The following is a 25,306-nucleotide window of genomic DNA, read 5'->3' as shown; positions in this document are numbered from 1 at the left end:
TATCATATCAGAAGATTATCGGAGTTAAACCGCCCTTTCGAGAAACTCGCGCATATCCCGATCGGCCCCAGGACAAAAGCTATGACTCGCTTCTTCTTCTAAATGGGCTAAAACTGGGCAATTAATTCGATAATCTGGTTCTTTTGACCGTTCTAGCTGCAATTCGTACACTTGTTTTTCCAGTTGTTCAATGCGGTCCACCAGAGCGCGAATAGCCACCGCTTCCGAGTCGGGTAAATCACCGTGTTCGAGGGGTTCCACCCGCGTCCCGGCCCGATAGATTAAACGACCGGGTACACCAACAACGGTACAATCGGCAGGAATATCGCGCAGGACCACAGAACCAGCACCGACGCGAACGTTATTACCCAGATAAATATTACCTAAAACCTTGGCCCCAGCGCCGACGACCACATTTTCCCCTAGAGTCGGGTGACGTTTACCGCTTTCTTTCCCCGTCCCTCCTAAAGTAACTCCTTGATAGATGAGGGCATAATCACCGACAATGGCCGTTTCTCCGATGACCACTCCCATGCCATGGTCGATAAAAACACCCTGACCTATTTGGGCGCCGGGGTGAATTTCGATACCAGTCAGAAAACGGGCAAGATGGGAAATTAAACGGGGAATAAAGGGAATCCCGATCTGATATAGCCAATGGGCGAAGCGATGGCACAGTAAAGCCTGTAATCCGGGATAACAAAACAGTACCTCTAACCAGTTGCGGGCAGCGGGGTCACGTTCAAAAATGATCTTGAAATCGGCTAGGAGAGTAGATAACACGAGTCTTGATTCCATATTGATCGAGCTTATACTAATCCATGTTATCACTCCGGTAAATGAGCCGTTCAACTAAAAATCGAGCGAGTAACCCGTTTTCCTAGTTCGCTTTTACTGTTCTCGGCCAAATTTTGAAGATATCCTTAATTTCTCTCCTGTTTAATCTTCCTTTAACTTGGGGCTGAAAAAATGCGATTGTTTAGCCTTTTTTTGCAGGGTTTCAGCTAAAAATATGATTCATGCTATCTATCGTCACCATTGGAAATTTTTATTAACCTTGCTGTCAATTGCTGGCAGTATCAACATTGTTACCGAATCGGCCTCAGCTTTAAATATCACCCGATTGAGCAGTCTTGGCAATACTACAAATAATTTTGGGGCAGAAATTCCCGCTTATGACCCCGCTAGTCGCAGATTATTCGTGACCGGTCCCAATAATCGTCTAGATATTGCCGATATCAGCAATCCCGCTAGTCCTATTACCTTATCATCGCTCGATCTTAGCCCCTACGGTGCGGGGGTTAACAGCGTTGCCATCAAAAATGGTATCGTGGCCCTGGCCATGGAAGCTAATCCGATTACCAATAACGGCAGTGTAGTATTTTTCGATACTAATGGTGTCTTTCAGAGTCAGGTTACTGTGGGTGCTTTACCTGATATGTTAACCTTTACTCCTGACGGTAATCGGGTTTTGGTCGCTAACGAAGGGGAAGCAGCTAACGGTGTCAATCCCGATGGTTCTATTAGTATTATTGACCTTAGCTCTGGTATTCTCAATCCCACGGTCAACACTGCTACCTTTATCAGTTTTAATGGTCAAGAGAACACTTTCAGAAGTCAGGGAGTCCGTATTTTTCCCGGTCAAACGGTTTCCCAAGATGTGGAACCGGAATACATCACCGTTTCCGACGATGGAACCACTGCATGGGTGTCTCTACAGGAAAATAATGCTATTGCAATAGTCAATATTGTTAACGCTCAAGTCACCAGTATTTTACCTTTAGGAGCCAAAAATTTTAACGCACCGGGTAATGGTTTGGATCCTAGCGATCAAGATGGGGTAGTATTTGGAGGAGCGGCTAATTCCCCAGCAGTGAGAATTAATAATTGGCCGGTTTTTGGCTTATATCAACCGGATACGATCGCTACCGTTACTATCGCCGGACAAACCTATTTAATTACTGCCAATGAAGGGGATACTAGAAATGAGGCCCGACGAGTTTCTAATCAAAATCTAATTTTAGACCCCAATGCTTTCCCTAATGCGGCCCAATTGCAATTAGCCCAAAATCTCGGACGTTTAGATGTTTCTAGCATTGACGGACTTAACGCCCAAGGTCGATATAGCCAACTTTTTGCCTACGGTGGTCGTTCTTTTTCTATTTGGAATGTCACTAATGGACTGTCCCAAGTCTTCGATAGTGGCGATGATTTTGAACAAATTTTAGCGGCTTTTTCGACAACTCCCCTAACTCCTAGTATTTTTAATTCCGATGGCACTCCTAGCAGTTTCGATAGTCGTAGCGATAACCGCGGGCCAGAACCGGAAGGTTTAGCAGTAGGAAGCGTGAGGAATCGTCTCTATAGTTTTGTGGGAATAGAAAGGGCTGGCGGTTTCATGGTTTATGATATCACCAACCCTAGTAATCCTTTGTTCACCAATTATATCAACGATTCGCAATTAGGCGATATCTCTCCCGAAGGATTATTATTTATCCCCGCTGCCGATAGTCCTAATGGTACTCCCCTGTTAATTGTTGCCAATGAAGTGAGTCGTAATGTGGCGATTTATTCCGTCAAACCTGTCCCAGAACCTAGCGCAGTTTTAGGATTGCTAACCCTCGGATTAGCTGGTTATAGTTGGAAAAAAAGAGGGAATTGCTAATCACATCGCGTAAAATGGTAGCGCCTCCGACCAATGGGGGCGTTTTCCCGTTTGCCAATCCAAATAGGCTAAATCGAGGATATCGGGGGCATTTATGCCTAAATAGCTGGGTGTGGCTAATCTTTGATAGGGAATAGTTAAGTTTTCTAAAGTCTGCTGCCATTGTTCCGGAGTCATCAGGCTATCAGCTAAATAAACCCGATTACCCCGATAGATGCCCACATACAATTGTCCCCTAGTTGCGGGCATTTCTAGGGCTAGATAGCTATCGAGGGGGTAACAATCCCGTTGTGACCAAGCCAAGGCCGCTAAACTGGAGACGGTAAAAATCGGTAGCTGTAATTGTTGTGCTAGGGTTCTAGCGGTGACTATACCGATGCGGGTACTGGTAAAGCTCCCCGGCCCCTTAGCAGTGGCTAGAAAGGCTAAATCAGCCCATTTTTGCGGGGCTAGGAACTGTTTTAGATAGGGGTGGAATAGGTTCGATAAGTCCCTGTCTAAGTCCCAAGTTTGTTGACGACTATCATCGCTGAAATTAGAGAGGGCCAGTCCTAGTTGGGGACTGCTGGTATGTAAGGCTAATCCATAGACAGGGGAAGACAAGTCAATCTTTCTATATCAGTAAGTTTTTATGGGTCGCCTGGGATTCGAACCCAAGACCAATCGGTTAAAAGCCGAGTGCTCTACCGCTGAGCTAGCGACCCGTTTCGTGTTCTGCACACGATTCATCAATATAACATCTTATCGGGGCTAAGTCAAGGGGTAATTTAAATTTGATTGACTCGCATTTCCACGATCGCCTCGCGGCTACTCTGGGGTTCTAGGTAGGTCAAATGTTCGCCTGTGTTGAGGGCGTTGCGGGGAGCGCTCCAGGGTTCGAGACAGATATAATTTTTATCTTTCAGGGTCCAAAAAACTATAGTTGTATAGAGATCGTCGTAACTGAGGATAATTTGACGTTGATGATAGGAATCACTAAAACTACTTTGATGGCGAGTAATTTGCGGAAAAGCGGCATCAATTTCTTCGAGATTAAAGTCAAAGTTGCCGGAGTAGGAATGGAAGGTTTTCGTGCGTTGATCGAGGTATTGGGAGGAGGGAATATCAAAGGATAATCGGGTTTTATCGGTGACTTGAAAATAGGGATGGAACCCGATAGAAAAGGGCATTTTTTCGGGGGAAAGATTAATTACTTTTTGGTGAATTTTGAGGCTGTTTCCTTGCAGTTGATAGGTAAAGATTAATTGAAAATCAAAGGGATATACTTGACGAGTGGCTTCATTGCTGTTTAATTCTAGGGTTAAACTAGCGGCAGTTTCTGTGCTTTGTTTGCTCACTTGCCAGGGTAAATCACGAGCAAATCCGTGTTGTTTGAGGCTATAGTTTCGGCCTTGGTATTGATAGGTATTATCGGGTAAGTTGCCACAGATAGGGAATAAAATCGGGACTCCTCCGCGGACGCTGAGGTTAGGATCTTTGAATCTTTCTCTGTCCAGATAGAAAATATCTTCTCCGCAAATTTGCCAACGGGTGATGATTCCTCCTCTAGCGGGAACTACTTCCAGATAAGCGTCAGCTTCTTCATCCTTGAGACAATAGGTAAGATATTGATTTTGGTTTTGAGTGATCGTAAAAGTCATTTCAGTTATCAGTTATCAGTTATCAGTTATCAGTGAATATCGTCGGTCTTCGGTAGTTTGAAAGCTGAGATAGCCTAGATTGAGATGAAAATTTGGGTAAGAAAATAGGCAATGGCGGCGCTACCAATCGGTACAGTGAGATTATCTATACCTAGTTTCGAGAAAGTTTCTAGAATAGTAGCTCCGATCGCTGTTAATAAAGATACTAAAATAATTGGCGGATTCATGCCATTAATAAAAGATAAAATAATCAAGCTGACTAAAAAGCTGATTCCTAACATAGTCAGGGAACCTTCCAGACTTTTGCCACTGCCGAAAATTTTGTAGGGATGTTGACCAAAATTTTGTCCCACTAGGGCTGCTAATCCGTCTCCTAAAGCCATAATTAAAATACCCATTGCCGCATATTCGGGGTGAGAAATTGGCCAAAAATAAGCCACGAGAACACCGATACTAACAGCATAAAAAAAAGTTCCCCAACTGCGGCGACCGACACTATTAAGACTGGGTAAAATGGGTAAAAAATAGGATAGTATAGCGATAGTTGCCGCTAGGATGGCCGCACTTATTCCCACCCAAGCGGGGATATTTAACCACCAGGCCAAAAGGATGACGTTTCCCGTGCCAATGTGGACAACTTTGCGGGTAATTTCGCCATTGGTACTGAAAAGACTTTTTAATTTTTCAGCGATCAGAATCAGAACAGCTAGGTAACAGGCGACTAAACCGAGCGAAAATAGGAGAGAGTGGGATAGTTCCACGTGGCAAAAGCGAAAATTGACTATCTATTAGTTTAGGCGATCGAGGTGACATTGATGAAAGGAATTTTTATTGGCTTAATTGAGGGATATCGACGGTTTATTTCGCCGCTATTTCCCCCTTCCTGTCGTTTTCAACCCACCTGTTCCCAGTATGCCATAGCAGCGATCGAGCGCTTTGGTGTGCTGCGGGGTTCTTGGTTAGCAATTAAGCGTATTCTCCGTTGTCATCCCTTTCACCCCGGAGGTTACGATCCTGTGCCTCCCTGTAGCCACAAGCACGATTAAAAGGCCAAAATACTGCCTATTTTCTTTGGGGAAAACGCTCGATATCGGCGATACCATAAAAGATAATCTGTTTATCTTTTAAACGTAGTCGATCGACTCTTAATTGGGTACCATCGAGGGCAAATTTATCTAAATCCATGAGGTTGTTAACGTGGCTGATTAAAGCTTCTCCTAAAGCTTTCGATCTTTCGTCGCCTTGATAAACCACCTCAACAAATTGAATTTTTCGCCGTTCTTCCACAACCACAGCAGTGGTCATTTCTAGAAGAATTGGTTCTTCTTCTCCCAATTTGATGAGACTTTTCAGAGTTAAAGTTTTATCGTCATTGAGAATTAATTCCGTATTCTGACAGTGAATTGACTTACCTTCGTACTCTAATCTTTGCAGTTTTTCGACAATAAAAGGTGTATTAAAAGAGGTGGTTAAGTCTTCTTCCGTTAAAACTACCCGCAAAGTGGCCCGCGTCGGTTGACGGAGTTTTACCTGTCCGGTAAAAATGGCACTAAAATCGATCGCCACCGCTTGTACATACAATTCCATGGCTTCGATGCGTAGGCCATTGTACATCAGCATCGACTGACCGATAAAGTCAAAACCGTCGATACTGCCTTGCAGTAATTTGGCTACGGGTTCGGCGCGGACAGTCGCTTTCAGCTTGCCTGTCCGTTTGAATAATGCAGCGATCGCAGCACTCACCACTTTACTGATGAGTTGATCGCCGCTCTGATTGGAAAAAGGTAAGCTACCAAACACGCCTGCTGTCATATCTCTCATAGGTGGGACTGCAACGATCTTAACATTATTTAAAGTTTCTTTACATCTCGTTTTATTAATCAGGATGATAAGCAATCTGTATGATTCTGTAGAGGTTATAAATTTTTAGCGGTCTATCGCGTGCGAGGGGATAGGATGGAAAAACGCTACTATCCCAGTGATATAGCGTTTTTCACTTAAAAAATCGGGGTTAAAAACGTGGTTGCCATTTCAGATCAACAACAGTTAGCCGCTACCCATAACCACAGCGATCGAGTGGCGGTATTATTGATGGGATACGGGGAAGTGGAGAGTTACGAGGACTTTGCCAACTATAATGAACAGGCCTTAAATCTGCTGACAGCTAAGTTCGCTCCTGTACCGACTTGGGTTTATCCTCCCCTAGCGAAATTATTGGCCATATTTGACCTACACGAATGGCAACACCAGCATAATCACTTTATTTCGCCCCATAACCACATTTTCGAGCATCAAAGACAGGAAATCGAGCGCAATTTACAGGCAAAATGGGGTAATCGGGTGGAGGTATTCAAAGCGTTTAACTTCTGTGCGCCTTTTTTACCGGCACAGGTGTTAACGGAAATCCGCGAGCGGGGATTTGAGAAAATTTTGATCTATCCTCTCCTCGTTGTTGATTCTATCTTTACCAGTGGCATTGCCATCGAACAAGTTAACAAAGCTTTAGCTCAAGGACAAACGGGGGAACATTGGGTCAAAGGATTGCGCTATATTCCCTCGTTTTATAACCAACCCGCTTATATAGATCTAATGGCGCGGTTAGTGGAGGAAAAAATCGCGGCCGAGGTAGCTAGTAGCTGTCTTCCCTCGCAAATTGGCATTATTTTAATGAATCACGGTTGTCCCCACGAAGCTAAGGGATTTACGTCAGGAATCGATGAAAGTCAAGCTTTATACGAGTTAGTCCGGGAAAAATTAATCTATCGTTATCCCTTGATTTCTGTGGGTTGGTTAAATCACCAAACCCCCTTAATTAAATGGACGCAACCGAATGCAGAGTTAGCGGCGAAGAATTTAATCGAATTAGGGGCAAAAGCCTTAATTTTCATGCCGATTGGCTTTGCTACGGAAAATCACGAAACTTTACTGGATGTGGAGCATATTATCGAAGCTTTACGCCGCAAACACGACCAGGTTAATTATGTGCAGATGGCCTGTGTCAACGATAACCCCGAATTTTGCCAGATGGCTGCCGATTGGGCCGAGGAACACATCGAAGCTTTGATATCACAAGAGGCTTTATCTGTCAATAGTTCTGTAACAATTCCTCACATTCATTCCGATCACCATCATCACCACGGACACCACCATCATCATTAAGCTTGGACAGTGGCAAAGAGGGGCAACGGCGAAAATTAGTCCTACCACTTGTCACTTTTGGAAGTATAATCTATAATTGTGCTTTCCTGGGTACGTAGCTCAATGGATAGAGCATCCGCCTTCTAAGCGGACGGTTGTAGGTTCGATCCCTACCGTACCCGTTATTGCCGACTAGGGATGGGAAATTCTCTCCTCTTGTCCCGGGGACAATCGCTTTGATGCGGTGAGCGTGGAATTGGGTCAGTTGAATCCCGTCGGTTGATATTAATTGTGTTTAATTTAGTTGGCGATCGAGTTGAGGATCAGTCAAGGGAGAAGGCAAAGGCGAATAGGACGTACTGCGCCACAATATCTCACGGAATGAGGATAGGTCGCCTGAGAAGGAGTAAAACAAGAGAAACTACCTGAAACTCCTTCTTCTGTGCATCCCTCTATTTAATAGTTTGCCCTCTTTGCAATAGCCTTTCTCGTCTCTTTTGACGGGATTCTGTTTCCAGTTGGGCGAGTATATCGTCTAAAAAAAGATTATAAAGCTCAATCTGGCGGTTAGTTTCCCGTAAGTTTTCAAGACATTGTTTTCTCGTTGCTTCATCGGGATAGGAGGTGCGGTAAGTCATCATAAGTTCCATTGCCTCTTTACTTCATCAACACTAGCACTAACAGCATCCACACTGGCTGTTCCTTGCAAAATCGCTCTTTCTAACATCTCTAGCATCGTATTTGAGAGAGTCGGCTGCTCTTGTAAAATTCTCAGCAGGATATTATTAATTCGGGAGTAGGAATTAGTTACCCTCTCTCTGGCATTAGATAATTCTTCTAATTCTGATAATGTCCGTTCATTTTCCCCATATTCTGTAAAAAGTTGCCATTCCGTTGCCGATGCGTACTCTATCTGATCCGCTAGTTGACGCAGTAGATCAAAAATGCTCGCTAAGGTTTCCTCCGGTAATGTAGCCATATTCAATTATTTCTATTATCCCCAGTCTATCATCTGGTTGGTACGAGGTAATCCTGTTTAATTTAGTTTGCGATCGAGTTGAAGCGCAGTCAAGGGAGAAGGCAAAGGCGAATCCGACACACTGCGCCACAATATCTCACGGAATGAGAATAGTTCGCCTGAGAAGCAGTAAAACAGGGAAAAGAAAGCGATCGCTAGTGAGAGAGATATATAACTTAAAATTTGTGACGCGATCACGACAAAGCAGAATTAATAGTTCCAGTGGTTCAGGGAAATGAACTGATTAGCAAGAGGGACGTTAGCCGTTTCCAGATTGGCGATCGCATTGACAATTGCCTTGAAGTCCATATTTTTAAAGCGGTTAGCGTTACGGTAAACCGCTAAGACCCCCGAATGGCTTGGATTGGCTTGGTGCAACTCTTCAAAGTCATCGCAGTTATGAGTTAGCAGAATCCGATTTTCCTGTATGGCATAGTCAAGTACGACATCATCTGTGCAGCCAGTCAAACCAATTTTATTGATCGTCAGTACGTCATGACCAGCAGCCGTAAGTAACTTAACCAGAAGTTGGGATTGCGAGTCCTCATCAAGCAATAATCTTAGGCTCAACACTAATCCCCTTTGCTTCCAGACGGTGGCGTTCTTCTTCTGCTTCTTGCTTGAGTAGCTGCTGATTAGCCTCGCAGTAGTCAATTGCTTCGTAGATAGCAGCCAAAGGTAACTCCCAATTAAGAGCTGCTTCTTGAGGAGTCATATCGTTGACAATCATATCTGACCAGACATCAAAAGCTTTCAGCCTCCTACCTTGAAAACAAAGCTGTTGTCGCCAGGAATGAGGACGTTTCTCTAAATACTGCCATTGAGTTTTTGCCGCGTTAGTGGTCATGCTGATGCCTTGATCAAAGCTGGTATCCCTAGTTTATCAGCTACAGAAGCAGCGCACCGTCGAAGGCGGCTCTCTTCGAGATCGCACTAACCCAATGTTGTTTGGTGTTGTAACCCAATCGGATTCACAAAATTCTATCTTCCTGTTTTTTAACCTCAGCAAGATCATAATTCATCTGGAGGCGCAGCCAGAAAGCAGGGGTGCTACCGATTGTCTTTGACAAACGCACAGCCATTTCTGGGGAAATCCCCGCCTTGCCATTGATTAGGTTAGATAGTCTAGAGCGTGACACGTTCAGCATTTTTGCCGCAGCTGTAACGGTCAATTCAAGCTCTTCAATCGAACTTTTGACAATTCTGCCCGGATGTACGGGATTTTTCAGGGTCATCATGTTTTTTCCCTCAATGATAATCTACAAGGTCAATGTCGAGAGCGTTTCCATCTTCACCCATCACCCATCCTCAAAATCCCCAAATCACTGAAAATCCTGATGCTGACAAGGAAGTAGTGCAGATACCAGCGTAAGCCATGAGGGAGAGGAATGTAAAGATTTATTAAATATAGAGAAATTGCGGCATGAGATATGATCGATATGGTTGCCTATTAGTCTAAGTCAAATGAACATTGAACAAGTTATCATTAAAAACCTAAGAAAACTTCCCTTAGAAAAACAACAAGAGGTGTTATCCTTCACCGAATCTCTCACCTCAAGAATTTCCCTCCCTTCCCCAGATTATAGTCTCACTCCCCAGGAAAAAGCTCAAAAATGGCAGAAAGTAATCGCTAAACTTCCTAAAACAAGTGCGAATTTACCTGATGAAGCTTTACACCGTGACACTATGTATGAAGACTAATGACTCAATATTTACTGGATACTAACATTTTGCTTCGGGCGGCTGATACGTCTTCAGCAACTTATTCTCTTGCTAATAATGTAATTACTCAAATCGTTGAAACAGCTATAGCGGTAAGCGCTTGAGTGAGATACAGACCAAGCCTTGCCTAGCATGGTTTATAGCTCGTGACACTGTACCTCATACGACTGCACACCGCTATAATGAATGTGTTATTATTCCTCAAGTTTTAATTGAATTTTGGGTAGTTGCAACCCGCCCCCTTGATGTTAATGGTTTAGGTTGGACTCCAGCACAAGCTACAAATTATGTCAATGATTTATTAGATAACTTTACATTAATTGCAGAAACGCCGGATATTTTTCCCCTTTGGTTTCAATTAGTCACCATCTACAACATTAAAGGAAAACGCACTCATGATATTAGGCTTCTTGCTGTTATGAAAGCTTCTAACATTACCCATTTATTAACCTTTAATCCTGATGACTTTATCCCTATTCCCAATATTACCATCGTTCATCCTCAAGATTTCATTAATTCCCAATAATGAGGCAGCAAATCCGACATACCGCGTCACAATCCCTCACGGAAGTGGATAGTTCACCTGAAAAGGGGCAAAACAGGGAAAAACACCTGAGACTCCTTCTTCTGTGAATCACTGTCTTATGGCGAAAGGAGAAACAGCAGTCTAGAAAAGAGTTCTGGTATTATTTATAGACATCGCCGCGAGGTTTAATAGTTGTAATGACCTATAGATTGTTGTCTCTATCTTCAAAAAACAACACTCGATACTTACCTACTCGCAATCTTAGTTCATCTCTTCCGTAAAGGGGTTTAATATCTAATTTTGTAGAATCCGAAATCAAAGTATCCAAAGCTTCAAGAAGACGAATTTGATCATTTTTAGGCATCCTTTCTAAGTAGCGTTCTGCTTGTCTAAGTAGAATATAATCAGCCAAGTTTATCTCCAAATAATTTGTATTTTAATTCTGTTGAAGTGATTCCAGTATCTCGACCGGATAAATAATCTTGCCATGCTGCTTGGCTTTCAGCAAGTTCTTCGGCTGGAATGATCTCATCGTCATCTTTTGGCGCTAGGGTCGGCTTGATGATAGTTTTTAAATCCTCTAAAAGTCGCAACTTATCCGTAAGGGGAAGATTCTCTATTTGGCTGAGGATTTCATGGTAAGTTGTCATAGACCTTGATCGTATCAGATAATCCGAACACACCTCGAATAATACCACATCCAGATACTAACCAAAAATGGTAAAAGCGGTGGGCTGTTCACAACCGATTCGGTTCTGCGGTTTCTTGATCGGGATTAAGAAAAGAATGTAAAGATTTATTAAATTGTAGCTTTTGATACAGTTGTGGGAGGGGGGGGAGTCTGTAGGCTCTTGCTATCTCCCTTTGGTGTTGGGTTGGGCTGTTGCTTGATCTAGCTGCGAGGGGGGCGCTCCCATTTTAAAAATCTCTCAGCTTCTCATGAACATCATGAACATTAAGAACCTGTCTAATTTTTTGCTTGCAGGCGCGGCACTTGGACTGGCGACTGCTCTGAGCGCCTTGTCACCGCAAGTAGCCCAAGCGGTTGTCGTCGCACCACCTGGTTCCACCCCAGATAACCCGTTGCTGCCCTCGGTTGTGGCAGGAGGCGAATTCCTTTTCCCTAATCCCGAGCCCCGCCGTTGGTTTGACCCACCTTTTGTCTCAAGATTTGACTACTCCCTTGGCTTGGGCGAGTTTTTAAGCTTCATCCTCCCACCTGGATTCAACAGTACCATCGATCTCTATGTGGGTGACATTCTCATAGCAAGCGATCTCATATCTAATGGGTTAACGGAATATTTCTTCTCTACTAACTTCAGCCTAGCTAACGTAACAGCCTTCAGCCTCCGCGACATTTCACCCCTAGTAGATGCGGCAGATCCCACGGCTTTCCCCACCTTCCTTGATTTCACCAGCGGCGCTGGGCCACTGACGATGAAACCGGTTTCCGAAGCGGTTCCCGAACCCAATTCCCTTCTTGGACTATTTGCCCTCGGTACTCTCGGCGCAGCTTCAACTCTCAAACGCAAACTGAAGTCCTCTCAATCCACCGAAAAAGAAACCACAAAAGTAGGCTAAATTGCTTCTAAAAATACCATAAATGCCCCTTCATTTAGTCAGTTGAGGGGGTATTTTTTGTCTATTGTGTATTGTCTATTATTTAATTGCTGCTAACTAATTGACAACAAGAGCGTTTTTTTATGGTAAAATGGTTGGCTTAGTGTAGATATGGTAAAAGTTAAAATGTCTATCACCCATATTAATAATCTTCAAGACCAGATTTTGCAAAGTATTAAGACTTTACCGCTAGAAAAACAGCAACAAGTCCTTGAATTCGCTCAATCCTTACAAAGAAATTCACGTTTTCAGAAATGGGATAATATTTCAGATGCAGAAGCACAATCGTTACAAAATGAATTTGCTCAAGAGAATATTAGCTTTTCAGAAAGTATTTTACCCGATTATTTATCTCACCTTGAACAAGAGGATAAGGAATAAATGCGAGGCGATATTTATCTAGCTGATTTGAATCCGATTCGTGGTTCAGAACAAGCTGGTATTCGACCTGTTATTATTGTCGAATATAACAATATTGATCGCTTCACTAGCACTGTTGTTGTAATTCCATTAACCAGTAATTTACGTCGTGCACAAATCCCCGGAACAATGGTTATTCCCGCAGGACAAGGAGGTTTAAATCAGGAATCAGTAGCCTTATGTTATCAAATTGTCGTTATTGATAGACAACGACTTCAGAGACAGTTGGGGACACTTTCTTCTAGTTATTTACAGCAATTGGAAGAAGCGATGCGATACACATTAGATTTAACATAAAACCCTAATATGAATGTTTAATTAGTTTAACTTTCTTTCTGGAAAACTTGAACTTTAAGTCTCCTGGTAGTCAGTACACTTGGCGCAGTTTCAACCCTGAAGCGCAAACTAAAACCCTCCCAATCTACTGAAAAAGAAACCAGAAAAGTAGGCTAAATTGCTTATAAAATACGATATAAATGCCCCTTCATTCAATTGTTTGAGGAGGGGAATTTATATCGTATTTTTATGTTATTTTGAGGGGATTTATACTGCTTTGCGGAAGACAAAAGTCTTATAACATAAGCTTTTCATGTTTCTAGTATGTACCTCCCTCAGTCGCAAATTGCTGTATTTTTACAATCCAAATCAATCATTTTCAGTTTATAATGTTACCAGTGTAAAATAAATAAGAGTAGTTATTCATAATGAGTCCACATCCGTATAACTTTGACAACCTTCTCTTCTGGAATAACCTGATCAACCAAACGATGCTGAATATTAATACGTCTAGAATAATAGCTCGCTAAATCGCCACTGAGTTTCTCATAAACAGGATAAGATTGATAGGGATTTGACTGAAGAATATTTAATAACTCGTTAGCTTGTTTTGCCAACCCAGTACGAGCCAGCTTTTCAGCATCTTTTTTCGCTTGTTTGGTAAAAACCAACTGCCAATTATCCATTTAAAATTGCTCTGATACCCGCCTCATCCACACAATCTTCAATGGAAGTGTTGCCACCTTCAATAATTGAATCTACCATACCAGGAATAGAATACAAATAAAGCGTTTCTTGAATAGAGTTCCAATCTTCCTCAGCAATTAAAATAGCATTCTTTTTCGTACCAGATAACAAAATCGGTTGATGATTATCATTGGTATCATTCACTAATTCATCAATTTGTTCTTTGGCTTCAGTAACAGTAACAATTTTCATGTAACTATCCCTTAAATTAACAACAAGAGCGCAACCGATTCTAACACAAGTTAAGTATTATTCAGCATAATAGCACCTTTTCTAAATATTTCTCATTCCTCCGATTAAAGGCCAAGGAATAAGAGGATAGCGAGACTTAATTTCCTTTGGTACATTTTTAGTTGCTTCTCCAATTAGATATTTCTTTGATTCTTGGCCAATGCTGCCGATGTCATTCCCTTTGTATGTTGTTCAATTTCGCTGCATCAGCTTAATTCCTTGCCAGTGAACCAAATACAGAGAAAGACTTTACCGCTAGTTCTGGCAACTATTCTCGGTGTGAGAGGAGGAGGCAGATTTTGCTGCCGTTTCCCCCTCATAGCTAAGATAGGATCAGTTTTTGAGGTAAAAAACCTTGCTGCCTTGGTCACTGACAAAATGACAATTGCGGTAGGACCGCCAGAGAGATTTGAAAATCGGTTCTTTCGAGAGGCGATAATAGTCTCCTAAGACGGGACGGATAGCCTCGGTTGCTTCTTGGAGATGATAGTGGGGAATAGTGATAAAAATATGATGGGCGACGTGAGTACCAATTTGGTGATGGATGGGATTAAAGATGCCATAATCGCGATCGATGGTAGAAAGCGCCCCTTTGAGAAAGTACCAGTCTTGACCGCGATACCAGGGAATATCATCTTCGGTGTGGTGTAGGAATGTCACCAGGTCTAACCAAACCACAAAGACGATATAGGGCATGATGTAGTAGTTAAACAGAAACCAAAAGCCTTGGCTAACACCAACCCCGATTAATAGACCTAACATAAAGGTACAGCAAACGGTGCTAGTCAGTACCTGCCAGCGTTCCGAGGGGCGAAAGAGGGGGCTTTCGGGCATAAAATGGGACCCCTGTTTATTAGGGGAACGACGGAAAAGATAAAGGGGGTAAACAAATAAAATTAGCTGAAAACGAGCTAATTTTTCGTACCAGGCCATATTGTTATACTGGGTTTCCGTGACGGGATACCAACTTTCATCGGTGTCGATATTACCGGTATTAGCGTGATGGGTGCGATGACTGATGCGCCAACCGTGGAAAGGTACGAGAATGGGAGTATGACTGAGATGACCGATTAAGTTATTTAACCAACGATAACGGGAAAAGGAACCGTGACCGCAATCGTGACCGACGACAAATAAGGCCCAAAACATGGTTCCCTGCATAAACCAAAAAAGGGGGAAGAACCAAGCTTGATTAATCTGGTAAGTTATCCAGTAAAGTAGGGTAATAATGCCAATATCAAAAAAAAAGTAGGCTAAAGAGCGAAAAACGCTTGATTGGAAGCAACGGGCCGGGATAGCTAGACGGATATCCTGTAGGGTAAATGGCAAAAATTCTCTTTTTAGGGAGGGTTTAGGTAGGGTTTGGGACACTAGGTTATAACTCAAGATAGATGACAGAGCAGTATTGACGAAGGCTTGAGTAGCTCAAGTTTTCTGTTTCTCGATGCGCTATCTTTTCTCTATCTCAGCTAGGAGCGGATAAGACCGAGCGATCGAGCGAATTTCGTCTAACTCACCAGAATTTTATTGTAGGGCTTAATGTAACTTAACAAAAGCCCCTGGGGAAAGTTAATCAGATTCTCCCCCTGTCCGTCTGTCCCCTTGAGCATCTAGTACAATAATATCTGAGAAAAGAGATAAGACGCTCGGTCATTCAATCAACATTATGAACCAGTTACCTATTCGTCCAGCTAACAAAAATTTTACCCATAGTTGCTTGACTTTTGCCGATTTTTATGCGGGAATTGAAGGAAGGAATACATTTAAGTCTCTTAGAAACAAAAAGATTAATTTTCCTGTTTCTCGCACCGCTGCTATTAAACAACTTTCTCACGCTGTCTGTCCGGCAGTAATCGGTACCCTGCCGATGGTTGTGAGTGTGATTATGAGGAATCCTCCTAAGTGTGTATTTAAAAGTTTTACATGGCATCAATAGTTCCATCTGACACCTTTTTCGCCTCCCGTTTTCCATCCCTTTCCATTGCGACAATCAATATGAACGAAGCCCTTTTTCGCCCCCCAACCCAAGGCACCATACCAGTGTTGATCTACCCACTTTTGAAATTCAAACACATCTCCATGAGCAGGGCAAATATCGACCGCAGTTCCTCGGATATGCTGCGAGTTACTTACCCCTCCCACAGCACGATTGATTTGCTCAGGGCGATACCCAGAAGTGATGATAATGGGCTTGCCGTAGTCAGTGCGAATCTTCTCCAACTCTCGCATAATCGTGAGTATGTTATTTTGCAAAGTGGTGTCGTGCGGAATGCGTCGGGGGTCGTTTCGTAAGTTTTCTCCTAGAGTGAAATGGGGGGTTAAATGGGTGGACATATCACTCCAATCTACATCTTTCGGAGTCAAAATTTTGGGCATTTCCCTAACCACTTCGACTTTGCTAACCTGATCGCTAGATTCTGTCGCTGCCTTGCCTGTTTCAGGCTTTGCGGCTAACTCTTCCGTATGTAAAGGTGTAGAAGGTAATTGTTTGATAACTTGACAAGCTTTATCGTAATAACGTTGACGATCCGATAGTCCGTTATAACCACCATTAACCCTTTTTGTTACCTCTCTAACAGTTGCACCCCGATCGCAAAGAGCATTCATGTTATTATTCTTCCACCAAAATCCAGCACTGGTAAAAGGATAAACTTGAGCAACATAGCTATGTCCCTGCATGACTTTTTGATCCTTGATAAAGTCTGCAAATTTCTGATAATTATGCCGTCCAGTTAATTGAATAACACCAGCACCTTTATATTTACGACCATCACCGGGAGAGGTATTTCCCAAATCTCGGCGACCTTCATAAGCACTACCACTGGCAATTTCTTCCATCCAACGCAGTCCTCCTGATTCATGGGCTGTTTGGCTGAGGAAATGTCTAATTCGTGGCACTGTATTAATTTCAAATCGCTGTAAACAAGAGTTTAAGTCATTGAATTGTTTATCACTCATTTTACGTCCATAGACAGACTCAGCTTGCTGACGAGTTACAAGATTAACGCCTTGATGCTGACTTGATTCTGGCGCGGATACAGATGATCGGCCATTGTCTTTGCTAGATTTTTGCCAAGGTAAATGCCAATGATCCGACCAAAGATACCAAATGCCAGCACCGTAGTCTAACTCCACTAGGCAATGTCCGTCAATTTCTTCTGAATACTTGAGGACTTTGTATTCTTTGCCCACAGGAACTTCTTTTTTCTCGTTTTCACCGAGGTCTGATGAATCAATAGGCTGCTTTTTCAGATAGGTTTTAGTAGTTGCCTTGATGATGGTATTGGGGGGCGCAATGACCCAATTTTCGGGTTCTACCTTTGTGGCTGTAGCTGATCTTTGAATTGAGCGGGTGGCCGCGGCTTTGAGGGTTCCTCTATTTGTTGAGGAGATGGCAGACATTCTTGATAATTGGTCAATGGCTTCCCGCGCTGAACCATTTTTACTGGACTGGGGAACAGATGATAGTATTTTGTGTTCCCAGGGTAAGTACCAGTGATCTGACCAAACATACCAAATTCCCTGGCCGTAGTCTAATTCAACGAGGTAATGTCCATCAGATTCTTGTGAATGCTTGAGGATTTTATACTCTGTACCCACGGGAACTTCTTTTTTCTCGTTTTCACCGAGTTGTGATGAATCCATGGGTTGCTTTTTCAGATAGGTTTTAATGGTTGCTTTAATCTTTGTATTGGGGGGAGCAGCGACCAAATCTTCCCGATTCTGGGTTACTGATAAGGTTGAGGTGACAGGTTTCGCCGCCGCAGAAAGTTGAATTTTATCAAGTAAGGCTTTCCCGTTAGTCTGTTGACTTACCCAATCTTGATTTTGGATCAGCCAGTTTTTTATGGAATTATTTCCCCCATCTACTCCATCCCTTTCATACTCGTCAATAGCTTGCGCTAGTCCTTTCCTCTGCTCAACAGCAAACAAATCTTTTAGGATATCATCCCTTGATTGAGAATTGCCAAGGCCAATTCTGGCGATTGCCCGATTCATTTCATACTTCCAGCTATCTCCCTCCGTTGATGACCCCGGTACTCGTAGTTCGATGGCGCGATCGAGATAGGAGATGGCTTTGTCTAAATCAGGAGGCTGTGAACTGATATAAGCATAACCTAACTCTGCATTATACGAAGGATTATTGTTATCACTGGCTACCAGAGCCTCAAAAATCGGAATTGTTCTATTGACCCGATCTTTAAATGTTAGAGTTCTCCTTCCCAAGCTACGGGCATCATGGGCAAGATTAAAAGCACGTTCTTTAACATCATCAGTAGCAGATTCAAGTTTCTCTTGCATTTCTGATAATTCGGACTGATTTAGCCCTTCTTGAATCTGCTGGTTGACTAGATTGCGGATGTATGTTTTTTCTTCGAGTTCTTTTGCCTGAGATTCTGCTTTCTCTTTGGCTAGGTCAGCCGTGTCTATACGGTTAATTACCTTCTTTAATGCCGCATCTAGGATAGCTTTACCACCGTAGCCGCCCACCAATCCAGTGACAAAAATCGTGATTTCCACGCCTGTATCATAAGTTTGTCTAAGTTCCTGGGGTAAGAACTGATAGGCAATAAGTGACCCACCTATGCCAACAAAAATTTCTCCCAAAAAGCCGGGGTTGAGATTATTGGGATTTTTCTTACTCCAAGACGGCAATTCTAACTCGCCGTCAAGCAATATGGAGTAAAGTAACCCGCCTAATCCCCCAGCCAATACCAGACTTAGATAGATATTATTTATGCCATTGAACCATTGTAAGTAACCTTGCAAACCGCTAATTTTGGTGCCATTGTTACTCGCAAAACTTGTAAAACTGATTAACTTAGCAAAGTACAGACTCATACCAAGTCCTAATAAAAAAGTAAGAATGAAATTAGTAGTCTTGGGAAAGGGGGGAAATGTTAGCGGAGGTTTTTGTTTTGCTTTGTTCATGAACTTAAATCCAAAACTCAGTTTTTTACTGTTGAAAAATTAGTTTTATTGGCGGGTATTAATTGGCTTAGATGAATCAATCTCGCTGTTACTTATACGCCAGAATTATCCTGTCCGTTGCTGCTATCGTTATTCAAAGAGCGGAGCGATTTACCTAATAAATCTCCTAACTTACCATTTAGTAAAGATTGAATCAGTAACATACCACTGGTGGAAAGCATCAACTTGTTAATCTCTTCTCCATTTCCATTGGGAAAATTATAGATATTGGAGTCTCCCAAAATCCCCGCTTGGGGAGCTAATGCTTTAGCAATTTCAACAACCTGGGGTAAATTTTCTATTAGTTGAGGTGCTAACTCCCGAATCATTTGAGCCGTGCGATCGGCATCTGTAGCCTGTATCAGATGGTAACGCTTGCCTTCTGCTTGTGCCAAACGTTCGATAGTTTTGGCTTCGTTCTCCACTGACTCTGCGGCTATTTCCGCTTGCAGCTTCTGGCGTTCTGCTTGGGCTTTTTCAATTGCTGTAGTAACAGCTTCTTCGGCTTGGGCGCGTTCTTTTTCTGTTTCCAGCCGTTCTTTTTCTTTACTAATAATCGAGATGGTTGCAGCAATTTCTCCCGTTTCTATTTCTTGATTGACTGTTGCTTGTTTTAAGCGAAACGTTTTATTTTTCTCAATTAAGTCTGTGTCCTGTTGGAGCTTGTTAAGTTGAATTTTAATCTCTGTTTCGTGTTTGAGAGATTCTAGCTCTTCTTTGTCGTTTAACTCAGCAATTTCGAGCTTTTTCTTTAAAGCTAATTCAGAGAGTTCGAGCGCCTCCTGTAGTTCTTTTTCTTTATCATTTTGGTAGGTTTCGATCTTTAGCTCGTGGTCGATCTTTGCCTTTTCGACTTTTTCTAGTGTTCCTAAATTTTTCAAAGATGTTTCTTGATGTGTAAGCTCTTGATTTTCCAGTTCAATTCCTATCTGTAATTCCTTTAGCCTTATATCTCTGCCTTTCTCTAATTCCTGTTTTCGTATTGCTTCTTCCGTCTCTAACTCTTCCGTGCGAGTTGCCAGAATTGCCGGTTGAATCACTTTTGTTCGAGCCTCAACTGCCTTGGCATCGAAATAGTTGTCAGCAGTATAGTTGGCACTTTCTTCAATTTCACCAATAACTAGGTCTCTAACAGTTAATCCTAGAGGATTTAGGCAGTTACCAAGTATAGTCGTAGCTTCTTTTCCCACCTCTGTGCGATTTGTATGGAGATAGTCTAATGTATGTTTACTGGCACTTCCTCGTAGGGCGGTTTCGGCGCGTTTTTTAACAGCTTTCTCTACGGCTATGGTTGAAATACTGTCTTCTTCTACCAAAAATTTTTGAGCCTTTTGGTTGTCTTCTTTTGTGTCGGCAATATAGACATAAATTGTCGCTTGTACATTGGCTCGTAAATAATCCTGAGTACGAATATTTGAGACTTCTATATCAACAGCAAATTCTTGGGATCGAATCGTGTCTGAGTCTGGTTCTGGTTCAGTCCATGCCTTGAAACCCCCAATAATTTTGTCTTTTTGCGACCACAAAGCAACCAGCATCAAAGTAAGCACAACAGTTACTCCTATCGGAACTAAGCCGTTACCTGGCGGTGGATTTGATCGGGAAGGATCAGGGGAAGATTGAGCGACAATAACAGGCTCTGTTTGGCTGGGTTGTACTGCTCTCATATAGTAAAGATTCAGATCGGGAATTGCCAGCGATTCTAACATTTATGGTTCTTCGGTGGATAATATGTTAACAAAAATTTGTAACCGTTCAGGGGTAGGGCCGTTTCATTTAACCCCATATTTCGCACTTCAGTCTTATTCTTTGTATGATAAGTTTAACTTATATAGTAGTGATCGATCTCTGTGTCCTTTGTGTCTCTGTGGTTCGTTCTACGCACTCGTCCGCAATACCGTATCTTAGAATACATTTTACCCACCAAACCCGGGAGAGCCAACGGATTTAGTATTAGAGCTAATTGGCTGTGAAAACCCAAAAAAAGGGCGAACAAAATTCACCCTAACAGACAAAGTAATCATCCTACAAACTGCCGATAAACTGATCAATGCGATCGAATCCTTTTTCAATCGTCTTTAGGTCTGTAGCATAGGAAAGACGAATACAATCATCAGCACCGAAAGCAATACCGGGGATAGCGGCTACTTTTTGGGTTTCGAGGAGTTTCTGACAAAAATCCCGTGATTTTAAACCAGTTTGACTAATATCAATAAACACATAAAAAGCACCGTTGGGAGTAGGACAATTGAGTCCGGGGATTGCTCGCACTCGTTCTAAAATATACTGTCGGCGCTCGCTAAAAGCTTTGACCATTTCCTCGATGCAATCTTGGGGACTCTCCAAAGCAGCGATCGCACCGTACTGGGCAAAAGTGCAGACATTGGAGGTACTATGACCTTGGATCTTAGTCATAGCTTTGACAATTTCCACCGGTCCTGCCACATAACCGACGCGCCACCCCGTCATCGAGAAAGCTTTAGCAAAACCATTACTAATAATACTGCGCCGAAAGATTTCCGGACCAAAAGAAGCGATACTGCGGTGAATTGCGCCATCATAGAGGATTTTCTCGTAAATTTCATCAGAAACCACTAAAATATCCTTTTCAACCACAATTTTTGCTAAAGCTGCGATTTCTTCGGGAGTATAGACAATGCCGGTGGGATTAGAGGGGGAATTGAGAACAAATAATTTAGTTTTCGGTGTAATTGCCGCTTCTAGCTGTTCGGGGGTGATTTTATACTGATTCTCTAGGCTAGTGTTCACTATAACCGATGTTCCCCCCGCTAACGTCACCATTTCAGGATAACTCAACCAGTAGGGTGCGGGAATAATTACTTCGTCCCCCGCTTCAATTAACGCCATGATTAGATTGTAGAGAGACTGTTTACCTCCATTGGTGACGATGACATTATCGGCATTGTATGCTAGTTGATTATCCCGCAGCAATTTCTCAGCGATGGCTTTTCTTAACCCCGGTTCTCCGGCAGCCGGTCCGTAGCGAGTTTTTCCCTCATCGAGGGCCTTTTTCGCGGCAGCTTTGATGTGAGTGGGTGTGTCGAAATCTGGCTCCCCGGCGCTAAAACTACAGACATCTTCGCCGTTTTTCTTCATTTCCTTGGCCAGAGAGTCGATAGCTAGGGTAAGGGAGGGGGTGACTTGATTGACTCGTGACGCTAGTTTCATAGTATTTTACCCTGACAGGGCTTTTCTGATGACCTACACAACCTTTAGTATTGTCCATCACCTCGATTGTTCTGGGTGTTTTTTTATATAATCTCCGGAATTGCGGCGCTTAGGGATGGGTGTGGGGTGTGGGGTGTGGGGTGTGGGGTGTGGGGAAGTGGGGTGATGGGGTGATGAGGAAGTTGGGTGTGGGGTGATGGGGAGAACAAAGCTGCTTTTTGCCTTTTGCCTTTTGCCTGTTGCCTTTTGCCTTTTGCCTTCGTTATTGAGGATTTTTTCTTTGCGGGGGTTTTTGTTTGCTGGTAGGGAGTAGGGGAGCGGTTAATTTTTCATAGAGTTCAAAGAGGTATTCAATACGGTTTAATTCACTGGTAAAGGGTTGGGGACGATAACACAAATCAACGGCTTTGTCGAGTTTTTGGTGAGCTTTGAGCAAGTCGGGAGGCATAGTTAAAGGATCGTATAAATCCGCAAGGCTACTATCAGGATATTTTACCCTAGTATCTAGCACAGCTTGAGCGCAAGTTTCGACGGTTTGTTTTTGTTTGTCGGTGATATTTTCTGGAAAGGGGTAGTTATTATAAACGATGGTGTTTGAATAACGATAATCGCTTTTTAATCTTCCACACACATATTTAACCCATGCCATGTGCATTTCTGAAGTTAAGATACCAAAATAATAAAGAGTTGCATAAGGAATAATTAAACATGAATTACTTGTAATTATATCAGGAGATAAAAATCCAGTTGGAATATATTTTCTATTCTCTGATGAAACACATGGAATAAGTAAATAATTAGTATCAGGTTGTCTATTTTCTCCAAAAAGAGTTGGAAATTTAGATAATTCTTGAGTGGTTTTTCGATTGCTTTCACTTCGCACTTTTCTAACTTCTTCAACTCTTCTATAAATTTCTTTTGACTTCTTTAATTCTTGAGGTTGAATATTAACAAGCCAAAGACAATAACGAGAATAACCATTAATAAATTCTTGCGCCCCTGTATAGCGTCTTATCCATTTATCAGCATCAGGTTCCTTCTTAACTAATTCTTCTTTTTCAGATTGTGAAAGAATAAGATGACCACCATCATTTGGCATACTTCCAAAGTTTATTTCTGGAACAGATGAAATGGTTTTTCTTCTAGTTAAAATTACTAAGTCATTACCCTCAACTAAATAAGGATTAATATTTTTAACTTTTCTTTCTGTTGGTTCACCTTTAATATTAGCATAATCAAAAATACGTTTATTCTCAACATCCTGCATACCAAAACCAATAATCACACAATGAACTGCGGCGTTTCCTTTTGCTTCATTACTCCAGCTAAAAGTTCGATGGGCAAAATGAATTTTAATTTTATATTTTTGATAAAGCTCTTGCCAAAAAATCCCAACTTGTTCACCCTGAGAAATAGAATTTGTGCTAACTAAAGCGCAACGAATTAAACTATTTTGAATAAATTCAGCAGCTTTAATATACCATGCGGTCACATAATCTAAAACACCTGCTCCTTTAATGTCCCCTAAAACATTATTCATGTCAGCCTTTTGGTCGGCATTTTGTAACTGTTTCCCCACAAAAGGAGGATTCCCTAAAATAAAATTGAGCTTCTCTTTTGATATAATTTCCTCCCAATCAATCCGCAAGGCATTTCCATTAACAATCTTTGCCGCTTTCTTTAATGGTAAACGCACAAAATACTGACCAAAAGTATTACTAACTTTAATATTCATCTGATGATCAATTAACCACATTGCCACCTCTGCCACCCTCACCGCAAACTCATCGTATTCAATACCCGCAAACTGATTAACATCTACCTGAATAATGGTACTAATATCTGTTACTAACTGCCCCGTTTTATCTAATTTATCTAACTCCTGTAATACCAAAATCTCTAAATCGCGTAACTCCCGATAGGTAATAATTAAAAAGTTGCCGCAACCACAGGCAGGATCAAGAAAATATAAATTAGCAATCTTTTTATGAAATTCTAGTAATTTATTGCGATGGCCTTTAACCTTCTCAAATTCTCTGTGTAAATCATCTAAAAATAATGGTTTAATAACCTTTTGAATATTTTTCTCGGAGGTATAATGCGCCCCTAAATTGCGTCGCTCTTTTGGATTCATTACCGCTTGAAACATAGAGCCAAAAATAGCAGGAGAAATTTTTCCCCAATCAAAAGCACAAGCTTCTAATAACATGACTCGCATCTTGCTATCAAAAGCCGCTAAAGGTAACGACTCCTCAAATAACTTGCCATTTATGTAGGGAAATTGAGTTAAATTCTCATCGAGATTTTTTAATCTTTTGTCTTCTGGTGTATTCAAAACCTGAAAAATAGCATCAATGTGCATCGCCAAATCACTGCCATCTTCTTTGGTATGTAAATCGATATATTCCCAGAAAATACCCTTATTAAAAATACCCGTATCATCGGCAAATAAACAAAATAATAAACGCACTAGATAAACTTCTAAATTATGCCCCATATAACCAATTTCTTTCAGGCAATCATGAAGTTTTCCCATTAACTCGGCAGCTTGAAGATTGACGGGATCTTCGTCTTTATAAACTCGCTTTTCGTAACCAGCAATAAAATCAAATAAATGAACGTTATCAACAAAATTACTTAATTCAAATTCCCATTGATTGCCCGAATCTAAATCATATAATTTAAACCGTTGAAAATCCGATACTAAAATATAACGCGGTAACTCATGTTCCTTTAAATTGGGAAAATAATCCTTAGCCTGTTGTGTGGCTTTTTCTAAATCTTTCCCCTTCGATTTATGCTCAACTAAAATCGTTCCTTTCCAGAGTAAATCAATAAAACCCTGTTTATTATCTGCTTTTTTTATCGGTTGCTCAAAACTAGCTACCCTACGCCGTGAAATGCCAAAGACATTAAAAAAATCATTCCAAAAAGACTGAGATTCTGCTTTTTCTGAAGTCTCTCCTTCCCACTCTTTTTGAAAAGTAATCGCCCGATTTTTAATTTCATTCCAACTTAAAGGCATAGTTTTAACTGCGGTTTTATTGGAGTTAAGGTGATAAGCTTATCTTACCGAAAAAAGGGCATAAGCCTTATGTCCCTACCATTAATTAATATCATGCCGGCTGTAGGGGCGCAAGGTG

General features: G+C 41.9%; 28 protein-coding genes, 2 tRNA genes and 1 pseudogene. 11 read left to right on the top strand and 20 right to left on the bottom strand.

Annotation, left to right across the window (positions count from 1 at the left end; translation table 11 throughout):
* Positions 1-24 precede the first annotated feature (24 nt).
* Positions 25-798, bottom strand: coding sequence for a serine O-acetyltransferase (cysE, locus tag IM475_RS08420; RefSeq protein WP_287727277.1), 774 nt, complete (start codon positions 796-798; stop codon positions 25-27).
* A gap of 214 nt (positions 799-1,012) precedes the next feature.
* Between cysE and IM475_RS08415 the strand changes: the two genes are divergently transcribed.
* Positions 1,013-2,665: a choice-of-anchor I family protein gene (locus IM475_RS08415; protein ID WP_287727276.1), complete on the top strand. Its 1,653-nt coding sequence runs from the start codon at positions 1,013-1,015 to the stop codon at positions 2,663-2,665.
* Here the strand turns inward: IM475_RS08415 and tsaB are convergent, their stop codons facing one another.
* From tsaB to IM475_RS08395, 4 genes are all read right to left on the bottom strand, one after another.
* Positions 2,666-3,268, bottom strand: a complete 603-nt coding sequence (gene tsaB, locus IM475_RS08410) for a tRNA (adenosine(37)-N6)-threonylcarbamoyltransferase complex dimerization subunit type 1 TsaB (RefSeq protein WP_287727275.1) — start codon at positions 3,266-3,268, stop codon at positions 2,666-2,668.
* A gap of 29 nt (positions 3,269-3,297) precedes the next feature.
* Positions 3,298-3,369 (bottom strand) — tRNA-Lys (locus IM475_RS08405).
* A 63-nt stretch (positions 3,370-3,432) separates the two neighbouring features.
* Complete coding sequence (locus IM475_RS08400; protein ID WP_287727274.1) at positions 3,433-4,305, bottom strand: aldose epimerase family protein; 873 nt, start codon at positions 4,303-4,305, stop codon at positions 3,433-3,435.
* A gap of 74 nt (positions 4,306-4,379) precedes the next feature.
* Positions 4,380-5,066: a diacylglycerol/polyprenol kinase family protein gene (locus tag IM475_RS08395; RefSeq protein ID WP_287727273.1), complete on the bottom strand. Its 687-nt coding sequence runs from the start codon at positions 5,064-5,066 to the stop codon at positions 4,380-4,382.
* Between the two features lie 54 nt (positions 5,067-5,120).
* Here IM475_RS08395 and yidD point away from each other — a divergent pair, with 54 nt between their 5' ends.
* On the top strand, positions 5,121-5,351 hold the full coding sequence (yidD, locus tag IM475_RS08390; protein ID WP_079208867.1) for a membrane protein insertion efficiency factor YidD: 231 nt from the start codon (positions 5,121-5,123) through the stop codon (positions 5,349-5,351).
* Positions 5,352-5,367: 16 nt separating this feature from the next.
* On the opposite strand, the gene IM475_RS08385 is transcribed toward yidD, so the two are convergent.
* Positions 5,368-6,126, bottom strand: coding sequence for an LmeA family phospholipid-binding protein (locus tag IM475_RS08385; RefSeq protein ID WP_287727272.1), 759 nt, complete (start codon positions 6,124-6,126; stop codon positions 5,368-5,370).
* Between the two features lie 198 nt (positions 6,127-6,324).
* On the opposite strand from IM475_RS08385, the gene IM475_RS08380 reads away from it, so the two are divergent.
* Positions 6,325-7,464, top strand: a complete 1,140-nt coding sequence (locus IM475_RS08380) for a ferrochelatase (protein ID WP_287660623.1) — start codon at positions 6,325-6,327, stop codon at positions 7,462-7,464.
* An 88-nt stretch (positions 7,465-7,552) separates the two neighbouring features.
* A tRNA-Arg gene (locus IM475_RS08375) sits at positions 7,553-7,625 on the top strand.
* A 270-nt stretch (positions 7,626-7,895) separates the two neighbouring features.
* Here the strand turns inward: IM475_RS08375 and IM475_RS08370 are convergent.
* From IM475_RS08370 to IM475_RS08350, 5 genes are all read right to left on the bottom strand, one after another.
* Positions 7,896-8,084 (bottom strand): hypothetical protein, encoded by a 189-nt coding sequence (locus IM475_RS08370; RefSeq protein WP_104396508.1) that lies wholly within the window; start codon positions 8,082-8,084, stop codon positions 7,896-7,898.
* The gene (locus IM475_RS08365) at positions 8,081-8,422 is read right to left on the bottom strand and encodes a hypothetical protein (protein ID WP_159292852.1); all 342 of its coding nucleotides are present in this window, start codon (positions 8,420-8,422) and stop codon (positions 8,081-8,083) included. The genes IM475_RS08370 and IM475_RS08365 overlap by 4 nt, the downstream gene beginning before the upstream one ends.
* A gap of 249 nt (positions 8,423-8,671) precedes the next feature.
* Entirely contained in the window at positions 8,672-9,034 is a 363-nt protein-coding gene (locus IM475_RS08360) for a DUF5615 family PIN-like protein (RefSeq protein WP_287727271.1), read from the bottom strand.
* Positions 9,009-9,308: a hypothetical protein gene (locus IM475_RS08355; RefSeq protein ID WP_147069458.1), complete on the bottom strand. Its 300-nt coding sequence runs from the start codon at positions 9,306-9,308 to the stop codon at positions 9,009-9,011. The genes IM475_RS08360 and IM475_RS08355 overlap by 26 nt, the downstream gene beginning before the upstream one ends.
* A 124-nt stretch (positions 9,309-9,432) precedes the next feature.
* Positions 9,433-9,699 (bottom strand): HigA family addiction module antitoxin, encoded by a 267-nt coding sequence (locus IM475_RS08350; protein WP_228020776.1) that lies wholly within the window; start codon positions 9,697-9,699, stop codon positions 9,433-9,435.
* A gap of 226 nt (positions 9,700-9,925) precedes the next feature.
* On the opposite strand from IM475_RS08350, the gene IM475_RS08345 reads away from it, so the two are divergent.
* Both IM475_RS08345 and IM475_RS08340 read left to right on the top strand, forming a co-directional pair.
* Positions 9,926-10,162 (top strand): hypothetical protein, encoded by a 237-nt coding sequence (locus tag IM475_RS08345; RefSeq protein WP_008202209.1) that lies wholly within the window; start codon positions 9,926-9,928, stop codon positions 10,160-10,162.
* 160 nt (positions 10,163-10,322) lie between these two features.
* A complete protein-coding gene (locus IM475_RS08340) occupies positions 10,323-10,709 on the top strand; it encodes a type II toxin-antitoxin system VapC family toxin (protein WP_502865525.1) in 387 nt (128 codons plus the stop codon).
* Between the two features lie 202 nt (positions 10,710-10,911).
* Here IM475_RS08340 and IM475_RS08335 read toward each other — a convergent pair whose 3' ends face one another.
* On the bottom strand, positions 10,912-11,121 hold the full coding sequence (locus IM475_RS08335) for a type II toxin-antitoxin system RelE family toxin (RefSeq protein ID WP_002798168.1): 210 nt from the start codon (positions 11,119-11,121) through the stop codon (positions 10,912-10,914).
* Entirely contained in the window at positions 11,114-11,359 is a 246-nt protein-coding gene (locus IM475_RS08330) for a hypothetical protein (protein ID WP_287727270.1), read from the bottom strand. The genes IM475_RS08335 and IM475_RS08330 overlap by 8 nt, the downstream gene beginning before the upstream one ends.
* Positions 11,360-11,648: 289 nt before the next feature.
* Between IM475_RS08330 and IM475_RS23130 the strand changes: the two genes are divergently transcribed.
* From IM475_RS23130 to IM475_RS08310, 4 genes and pseudogenes are all read left to right on the top strand, one after another.
* On the top strand, positions 11,649-12,290 hold the full coding sequence (locus tag IM475_RS23130; protein ID WP_502865517.1) for a PEP-CTERM sorting domain-containing protein: 642 nt from the start codon (positions 11,649-11,651) through the stop codon (positions 12,288-12,290).
* A gap of 165 nt (positions 12,291-12,455) precedes the next feature.
* Positions 12,456-12,710 carry a hypothetical protein gene (locus IM475_RS08320; RefSeq protein WP_287727269.1) on the top strand — a complete coding sequence of 85 codons (255 nt, stop codon included), beginning with the start codon at positions 12,456-12,458 and terminating at the stop codon, positions 12,708-12,710.
* Entirely contained in the window at positions 12,711-13,046 is a 336-nt protein-coding gene (locus IM475_RS08315; RefSeq protein WP_287727268.1) for a type II toxin-antitoxin system PemK/MazF family toxin, read from the top strand.
* A 51-nt stretch (positions 13,047-13,097) separates the two neighbouring features.
* Positions 13,098-13,202, top strand: a pseudogene (locus IM475_RS08310) (PEP-CTERM sorting domain-containing protein); the annotation flags it as partial.
* A gap of 242 nt (positions 13,203-13,444) precedes the next feature.
* Here IM475_RS08310 and IM475_RS08305 read toward each other — a convergent pair.
* The 3 genes from IM475_RS08305 to IM475_RS08295 form a co-directional block, all read right to left on the bottom strand.
* Entirely contained in the window at positions 13,445-13,711 is a 267-nt protein-coding gene (locus IM475_RS08305) for a Txe/YoeB family addiction module toxin (protein ID WP_287727267.1), read from the bottom strand.
* Positions 13,704-13,964, bottom strand: a complete 261-nt coding sequence (locus tag IM475_RS08300; RefSeq protein WP_002736246.1) for a type II toxin-antitoxin system Phd/YefM family antitoxin — start codon at positions 13,962-13,964, stop codon at positions 13,704-13,706. Before IM475_RS08300 ends, IM475_RS08305 begins: the two co-directional genes overlap by 8 nt.
* A 372-nt stretch (positions 13,965-14,336) precedes the next feature.
* The gene (locus tag IM475_RS08295) at positions 14,337-15,374 is read right to left on the bottom strand and encodes a fatty acid desaturase (RefSeq protein WP_287727266.1); all 1,038 of its coding nucleotides are present in this window, start codon (positions 15,372-15,374) and stop codon (positions 14,337-14,339) included.
* 295 nt (positions 15,375-15,669) lie between these two features.
* Between IM475_RS08295 and IM475_RS08290 the strand changes: the two genes are divergently transcribed.
* Positions 15,670-15,939, top strand: coding sequence for a hypothetical protein (locus tag IM475_RS08290; protein WP_287660617.1), 270 nt, complete (start codon positions 15,670-15,672; stop codon positions 15,937-15,939).
* Here the strand turns inward: IM475_RS08290 and IM475_RS08285 are convergent.
* The 4 genes from IM475_RS08285 to IM475_RS08270 all read right to left on the bottom strand — a co-directional run bounded on the left by IM475_RS08285 (position 15,933) and on the right by IM475_RS08270 (position 25,188).
* Positions 15,933-18,845, bottom strand: coding sequence for a D-Ala-D-Ala carboxypeptidase family metallohydrolase (locus IM475_RS08285; protein ID WP_287727265.1), 2,913 nt, complete (start codon positions 18,843-18,845; stop codon positions 15,933-15,935). The genes IM475_RS08290 and IM475_RS08285 overlap by 7 nt on opposite strands.
* Before the next feature lie 182 nt (positions 18,846-19,027).
* Positions 19,028-20,683, bottom strand: a complete 1,656-nt coding sequence (locus IM475_RS08280) for an SPFH domain-containing protein (protein ID WP_287727264.1) — start codon at positions 20,681-20,683, stop codon at positions 19,028-19,030.
* 316 nt (positions 20,684-20,999) lie between these two features.
* Positions 21,000-22,163 carry a pyridoxal phosphate-dependent aminotransferase gene (locus IM475_RS08275; RefSeq protein ID WP_287727263.1) on the bottom strand — a complete coding sequence of 388 codons (1,164 nt, stop codon included), beginning with the start codon at positions 22,161-22,163 and terminating at the stop codon, positions 21,000-21,002.
* Between the two features lie 262 nt (positions 22,164-22,425).
* Positions 22,426-25,188 carry a class I SAM-dependent DNA methyltransferase gene (locus IM475_RS08270; protein ID WP_287727262.1) on the bottom strand — a complete coding sequence of 921 codons (2,763 nt, stop codon included), beginning with the start codon at positions 25,186-25,188 and terminating at the stop codon, positions 22,426-22,428.
* Positions 25,189-25,306: the final 118 nt, after the last annotated feature.

Source organism: Microcystis sp. M061S2 (assembly GCF_020245605.1).
In the GTDB taxonomy this organism is placed as follows: Bacteria; Cyanobacteriota; Cyanobacteriia; order Cyanobacteriales; family Microcystaceae; genus Microcystis.
This window is presented reverse-complemented; position numbering and strand designations above follow the sequence as displayed.